Genomic DNA, 5,300 nt, shown 5'->3' on the forward strand with positions numbered 1-5,300 from the left:
ACCGGTCTCCGGAATAACCGGGGCGGTTCATACTGACCCTTCAGCCTTCCAGTAATTGTCTGGGTTGCCCTTAGGGCATCCCTGGTACTCGAGCTGCTGACCATCGATTTCGCCTATTTGGCGCTTGGCGGTCTGACACACGCCCATGGGATCTTCCTTGGCAAGGACAATCGTGGGTACGGTTTCGATCTCGTAGGTATCGAACAGTCGCGGGTCGATCTGGATCGGTGCTGTCATGCCTCCCGGGCGTAGTACCTTCAGCAAGCGCTCCATGGTGAAGTCACGGAGCGTCATACCAGGCTCCACTCCGCGCAGAACCAGCTCGCCTCCTGCTCTGGCTGCATCAAGCGCATAGCCACGAATCAAGCTTTCGGGCATTGAAAATGAGATGAAGAAATACAGTCGATCCTGTTCACCTAGGTCTAACGAATCCCTCAGTGCTTGCCATTCAGCGGCCATTTCAGGGTCTGCGATCCCCCCGGTCTGACCTTGCGCCCGGACGTTTTCTAGCATCTCCGTGCCGGCTGCTTGGCCTGCGGTTGATCCGCTTGTGCCCGCGCCCATCGCCTCCAGGATTGCCTCAGGGCTCTTCTGGCCAGCGAATAGGCCACTAGGTGCCTGTGACCCTTGAAGAGCAGAGAAAGCGTCTTGAGCGGCTTGTACGGGTGTTTGTTGGCTTAACGCCGATGTGCTGAATAGCGTCAAGGTAATAGCGGTCAGAGTGCGCAGCATTGCTTACCTACCCAGATCAAAAATGCGGAATCAGTACGAACAGCGGTGTTAGCGGGAGGCAGCATCCCCCAGCGGAACTCGGACATTTCCAAAATCTGCAGTTTGGTTGCTGTCAACAGGGGCCACCGGGTCAATACGGTACTGGCTGCGAATCATGTTCGGCAGGTAAACGGATTGGCATTCAGCCCAAGGGCCGGTCGTTGATAACAGGCCCGCCATGCGTGTCTTACGCTGCATGTACTTGCCAAGGACGTGGAGATTCCCACCTTGGGGTGAGCTGTGAGTGGTGCTTGAGCCAGTGAGGGGATACACGACGCCCTGAGAGCCCTGACACCAGAACATCATGTCTAGGGGGCGACCCGCTGCAGAAGCTACGGCGTCAGGGATGCACGAGAGAGCACCAACTGGATTGGCGAAGAGAGCTGACTCTGGAAATGCAATGGATGTCCAAGTGTCATCCTGCCAAGTGGCGTCGACCTCAGTGAGGTCTGCAAGGTTAAACCCGGAGGTATTCATGCACCCCAGCGAACTCATCATGTTGAGTACACTGAACAGAGGGTAGATATACCAGTGGATTTGCATCCTGGTAACGCTGCTATCTCCACGTCCCGAGCCATACGTTTGGTTAGAAGTCAGGGAGTCGTATCCGGTTAGTACCTGCGTGCCACCGAGAGTCGACATACAGCCAGGTGTTCGCGGCACTTCAGCGAGGAACGTTGGTTCCCAGAACGTCATGCCGATACCTGGCATGTCGATGCCATAGGGCCCAGGACACAAACAGATTGGGTCCATGTGCATAAGGGAAGGATTAGACCCACCCCCCATGGAAATTCCAGCTACCGTGACCAGAAACATGTTGTTCCAGTTCGGGTCGTTGATGGGATTGAAAATCTCTCCCCGACATGCGGCAGAGCCCGATAACGGGGATGCACTATAGGCGCTCCCCGTTGTGAGAGCTGCAACAGTCAGAACAGAGAGTAGTAACCTCTTCATGGCAGGTGTTCCTCCAGGGTGGGGACATCGTAGGGATAGGCGAAATGGGTCACTTCGATTACGTCAGGATGACTGTCCCGAACGCCAGCTAAAGAGGGGGTATGCGTAATGCCCAGCCGATCGAAATGCCATTCCTCTGCGAAGTACACGGCTTGGCCAAGATCAGACGCCAAACTGCCTGGATCTCCTGCTGTGACGATTACTGTTAGGTTGGCTGGGTGCCGGGCCTTTAACGTCATGGCCAGTTCAAGTTGATCATCGGCTCGAAGATCAACAACGAGGAGCCAGTTCTCTGGCTGTATGTGCTTGAGGGGGTTGACCTTGGTGCCGGCCTCATAGATGACTCCCCCCTGGTATGTACCATCGGGTTGCCGCTTCAAGGCTTCGATGTCTTCACCTAGCGTATAGGACGGATCTACGAAGTGAGTTTCGGTATGCTCGGCTATCGGGACGAACCAATCGGGGATGTCTCTCGTATGATTTTGAGCTTGCCCTGCTAGGTGCTCATTAACGGAGTCCCAGTCGACACCATGCGCCTCTGCCACGATCGCCAGCCGCATGTCGGGCTCTACTATTTCCCAAGTAGGGCCAAGTACACCTAGGTCCTGATCAGAGGCAAGTGCGGTAGTGGATAAAGCAGCTCCTAAGAGTGCTACCGATAACGCGGCAATTTTACTATACTGTACTACGGTTTCCATGTTTAAGGCGTTCCAATCTGCGGTATACGCTGCGCTCGGTCATGTTCGCTGCGGCTGCGATCTCAGCGGGCGAAAGGCCTTCGCAGTGAAGGGCCAACAAGTTTTCATGAGACAGCTCAGTTCGAGCTGAGCGTTTGGGTAGGTCGATGAGGTGCGCTGAAGCCATCGAAGTGGTCTCAACGAAAGCCTCAGGGTCAATGTCGATTTCTTCGTTGAACTCTTCAGTGAAACCAGGGATCTGTTCAGCCATCAGATCAAACTGCTCAGCCTTGGGTTCGCTATCAGCCTGACCGGCTTTATGAACGGTCACTGGTAGGATGGTATGGCGGCGCCATGTGCTGACCGCGAGGAAAGCCGCCTCACCAGCATATTTCATGATCGCATCATGGGAATACGAAGGGTCATATTCCTTAGAAAACCAGGCAACGTATATTTCCTGCTTCATGTCCTCATGCCATTGCCTGGGGATATGCAAACGGGCTGCCGTCCAACCAACAAGTCGCTGCATTTCAGAAGGCGGGTGACTTGCCAAATATTCATAGAGGTTAGTCATGCGTGACGCACTGCTGAACAAACTGATCAACACGCTCGAGAGGCATGGCTGCGAAATCAAGATCAGCATTCCGACAACCCGTGGGCGTGCTGAACGCAGCAAGACCGACAGTGACTTGGCTCGACGTATTGCTACTCTGCGAGACGATTACGGCATGACACTGGCCAAGATCGCAGAGCACCTGACGGGGAAACTTGGATGCTCGATTTCCGTGGCATCCATTCATACCTGGACAGGGGGAGCGGTCCCTCGAAAGGTCGGATATGACAAAGTGCTCAATGCTCTTAATGAAATCATGTCCGAGCACGTCGCTATCGAAGGCGGTGCTTGGGTCGATTCCAAAGAGATCAAAGCTACTGTGGAGCGCTGGATGGAAGTAATGACCCCACGCCAGATAGCCGTGGCTGCTGACGAGGCTGTTACCTCTGTGCGCAGTTGGGCTACAGGCAATCACCGTGTTCTGCGTACCAAGTGGAGACGTGTTGTTCCCCAGGTAGAACAGATGTGTGAGATCATCCAAGCGCAGCATATCGAGACCTAGTACCCTTATGCCTGGTGCTGCTCACGCTGATGGCTTTGTGCCTCAGCGTGAGATTCGGTTTCAGCTTCACCAGCTGAGGGGCTAGTTCCTGTGCCTCGTTCCTGTTGTTTTGCTTCCAGTTTTTTCTTTCGTTCCTCCTCTCTCAAGAACCGCTTGAATTCACGGTCTCTATCCATGACATTCGTGAGCATTAGGTCCACGAGATCGTTATTTGCAACTTTCTCGCCGAATGTCTGCTGATAAAGTTCTTTGTACAGTTCAAGGCGGCCAAGCGTTGACTCCGGCAACTGCAGCGGAAAGTGTTTTTTGGGATCGTGTTCAATACGGCCGATGAGCATTGCTTACTCCTGGGTGAAGATGTAGCGATGCAATCTTGCCGCTGTCCGAGCGGCGCTGGATAGGCAATAAGTATTAGAATTTGCTATCTGGTATAGTTCTATTTAACTAGAAACATGCTGAAAGCATGTGGGGAGAAAACTTGGATCAGGGGAATGACGATAAAGGCTTACGTAAGGTTATCGAGGCAGGGATACGGAAAAGTGGATCAGGCCCCAAAGATGGCCAGAAGGGAAAACCCAAAGGGCCAAGATCCGACTACCTGCAAATAGAGCCGGAAACACCTGGCTACAAACTCATTCAGGTAATCTTTGAGCGAGCTGTTAGCGAAGGACTGGCTTCCACTGACCTGGCCGAGCACCTTGGTATTGCGCCGAGCACGTTGAGCCACCTGAAAACTGGGCGAAGGCTAGCAAGTAGCCTGGGGCGAGATGTGATCGAAAAGTTTGCAGAATGGCTGAACTATCCAGTGCTTGCCGTTTTGATTCTGGCCGAGCAAGTGCGTTTGGAGGACTTCTACTCGCGCCAGAAATGACCTGGATCGTGCCATCGATCGGGCGCTCCAGTTTATGGCTGATGATCCCGAATGGGGCGGGATGATGCCCAAGGATATTGAAGGCGCTTCAACACACATGAAGTTATGGAGCGTATGGATGTATGAACGCGCCACAAAGACTCGCCTGATTCCGGGCGGGATCGATTACCTGGACCTCCTCAAAAGCATGGATGAATTCAGGGGTGAATATCCCAGTCAGAAATAAGACCTTCCCTGGCCAGGATTGTGTTGCAGTTGTCGATGTTGAGGGTGCTTAGGCCGGGGTGTAGGTTTGAGATCGCTGTGGCAAGGCAGTCTTAGGTCAAGGAAAGGGAACATCCCCCTAACTACCCTGATTTGATTATAAGGCCGTGAACCGTTCGAGTTATCCGTCACGGTCTCTCCCGCTCTATTCGCCTATCCCAAGAAATGATGATTCCAAATACTAGCAGGAATTACTTATAAGCACCTAATAATGGGCAATATTATAGACGCTCGCGTATCTTGTTTGTGCGTAAATATTTCACTATCTGAATGGAAAAATGTGCATGCTGGTGGGCTTTGTTGCTGTGTTCACCGTTGCAGTTGTTCATAAAGTCAACGTGATCACATGAGCCGCTTCGCGGCTGAATACGAGGCAGGCCTCGATACGCCTAAATTTGATATAGCAGTAGGCGGAAAACCGCCCCAAGTCACTTCGTTGTACTGGGACTAGATAGCTAGCTGATAGGGGTAAAATGACCTTGTGGAGCGGTCGGTCTAGCACTCTACGAAAAGCACATGGGCCGCTTCGCGGCCGATCACGAGGCAAGCCTCGAAAGGCCTAGTATTTTCGATTGCTGAATCCCTAAGCCGCCCCGTTTCAACTTCGTTCTACCTTGTTCTTATCTCCGTTGCTGCTCACGCATCGAA

General features: G+C 53.0%; 8 protein-coding genes. 3 read left to right on the plus strand and 5 right to left on the minus strand.

The annotated features are described in order from the left end of the window. Positions 1 to 27: 27 nt before the first annotated feature. The 4 genes from B4967_RS07335 to B4967_RS07350 form a co-directional block, all read right to left on the minus strand. Complete coding sequence (locus B4967_RS07335; protein WP_083024454.1) at positions 28 to 732, minus strand: TrbC family F-type conjugative pilus assembly protein; 705 nt, start codon at positions 730 to 732, stop codon at positions 28 to 30. A gap of 48 nt (positions 733 to 780) precedes the next feature. Further along, a complete protein-coding gene (locus B4967_RS07340; protein ID WP_207953597.1) occupies positions 781 to 1,725 on the minus strand; it encodes a TraU family protein in 945 nt (314 codons plus the stop codon). After that, a complete protein-coding gene (locus tag B4967_RS07345) occupies positions 1,722 to 2,285 on the minus strand; it encodes a hypothetical protein (RefSeq protein ID WP_139794439.1) in 564 nt (187 codons plus the stop codon). The genes B4967_RS07340 and B4967_RS07345 overlap by 4 nt, the downstream gene beginning before the upstream one ends. Positions 2,286 to 2,400: 115 nt before the next feature. After that, positions 2,401 to 2,976 (minus strand): sigma-70 RNA polymerase sigma factor region 4 domain-containing protein, encoded by a 576-nt coding sequence (locus tag B4967_RS07350; protein ID WP_083024457.1) that lies wholly within the window; start codon positions 2,974 to 2,976, stop codon positions 2,401 to 2,403. On the opposite strand from B4967_RS07350, the gene B4967_RS07355 reads away from it, so the two are divergent. Continuing rightward, positions 2,975 to 3,517, plus strand: coding sequence for a hypothetical protein (locus tag B4967_RS07355; RefSeq protein WP_083024460.1), 543 nt, complete (start codon positions 2,975 to 2,977; stop codon positions 3,515 to 3,517). The two genes, B4967_RS07350 and B4967_RS07355, sit on opposite strands and share 2 nt — an antisense overlap. 5 nt (positions 3,518 to 3,522) lie before the next feature. On the opposite strand, the gene B4967_RS07360 is transcribed toward B4967_RS07355, so the two are convergent. After that, positions 3,523 to 3,855 (minus strand): DUF2274 domain-containing protein, encoded by a 333-nt coding sequence (locus B4967_RS07360; RefSeq protein WP_035561868.1) that lies wholly within the window; start codon positions 3,853 to 3,855, stop codon positions 3,523 to 3,525. A 140-nt stretch (positions 3,856 to 3,995) separates the two neighbouring features. On the opposite strand from B4967_RS07360, the gene B4967_RS07365 reads away from it, so the two are divergent. After that, positions 3,996 to 4,388, plus strand: coding sequence for a helix-turn-helix domain-containing protein (locus B4967_RS07365; RefSeq protein ID WP_083024462.1), 393 nt, complete (start codon positions 3,996 to 3,998; stop codon positions 4,386 to 4,388). A 34-nt stretch (positions 4,389 to 4,422) separates the two neighbouring features. Beyond that, a complete protein-coding gene (locus tag B4967_RS07370; RefSeq protein ID WP_083024463.1) occupies positions 4,423 to 4,614 on the plus strand; it encodes a hypothetical protein in 192 nt (63 codons plus the stop codon). Positions 4,615 to 5,300: the final 686 nt, after the last annotated feature.

It is taken from the genome of Vreelandella lionensis (assembly GCF_002087295.1).
Lineage (GTDB): Bacteria > Pseudomonadota > Gammaproteobacteria > Pseudomonadales > Halomonadaceae > Vreelandella > Vreelandella lionensis.